This is a genomic window from Candidatus Aquicultor secundus (assembly GCF_002791875.1).
Classification (GTDB): domain Bacteria; phylum Actinomycetota; class Aquicultoria; order Aquicultorales; family Aquicultoraceae; genus Aquicultor_A; species Aquicultor_A secundus.
Genome location: NZ_PFNG01000025.1, coordinates 1 through 1,032 on the forward strand (window position 1 = coordinate 1; position 1,032 = coordinate 1,032).

General features: G+C 48.4%; 2 protein-coding genes. Both read left to right on the forward strand.

The window, feature by feature from the left end:
* Positions 1-232 (forward strand): N-acetylmuramoyl-L-alanine amidase family protein (locus tag COY37_RS00885; protein WP_286975546.1); only part of this gene is annotated, 232 nt, incomplete at its 5' end.
* Positions 233-284: 52 nt separating this feature from the next.
* The gene (locus COY37_RS00890) at positions 285-923 is read left to right on the forward strand and encodes a GerMN domain-containing protein (protein WP_286679169.1); all 639 of its coding nucleotides are present in this window, start codon (positions 285-287) and stop codon (positions 921-923) included.
* The last annotated feature ends 109 nt before the right edge of the window (positions 924-1,032 follow it).

Below are 1,032 nucleotides of genomic sequence, written 5' to 3' on the forward strand. Positions count from 1 at the left end.
CATCCAGGAAGAGCTGGTCAAGGCTTTGGGGTGGTCAAACGTACCGGGCAAAGACGATGGAACGCATACGGCAAACTTTGCCGTGTTGCGCAGAACCTTGATGACCGCAGTGCTATGCGAATCGGCCTATATGAGCAATCCCGAAGAGGCCGAACTACTCGCAACGGACGAATTCCGGCAAAAAGAGGCCCAGGGCATCTACAACGGTATCGCCAAGTATCTCAATCAGTAGTTTTGTATTATAATTGATGGACAAAGAAAAATATAAGCGAAAGGAACTTAAGTTGAAGACAGCCATTAAAGTACTCCTCATCTCGGTTTTGGTTGCTCTCTTCTCACTGCTTGCGGTCGGCTGCAATGAAAAGGCTTCACAATCATCAAGCGAAGTCAGAAGCGCACAAGACTATTCAGCAAAGCAACAGGTAAAACAAGGGGCACAAAAGGGGCTGCAGAAGGCGGGCAAGATGCAGAGCGAAACGGCCGTAAAATCAAGCCGGTCGGTAAGACGTATGGTTTCTTTAACGCTGTATTTTAGCGACGAGCAGGCCGAGCATCTGGTTCCGGAGGTTCGCCAAATAGAGGATACCGCAGCGATCGCCAAGGTCGCTGTTGAGGAGTTAGTAAAAGGTTCCAAAGAGAACGGTCTTTACGCCACCATCCCATCCGAAACAAAAGTGCTTAATGTTGATATCATCAAGAATGTAGCATACGTGAATTTCTCGAAAGAGCTTATAGAAAAGCATTGGGGGGGCAGCACCGGCGAGCTTATGACCATAACATCCCTGGTTGATACGCTCACCGAGTTCAAGAACATCCGGAAAGTCCAGATCATGGTTGAGGGAAAGGTCGTCGGCACCATAGCCGGCCACGCCGATACCAGCAGGCCCTTCGCCAGGGACGAGTCGATGATTAAGAAGAAATAATCAAGGTAACAATTGCTGTAGTGTTCGGAGTTTATTATGCGCAGAAGACTAGTAATCATTCTTACCGCACTCGTTATTTCCTTAGTGATCAGCACGCCCCATGTGTTTG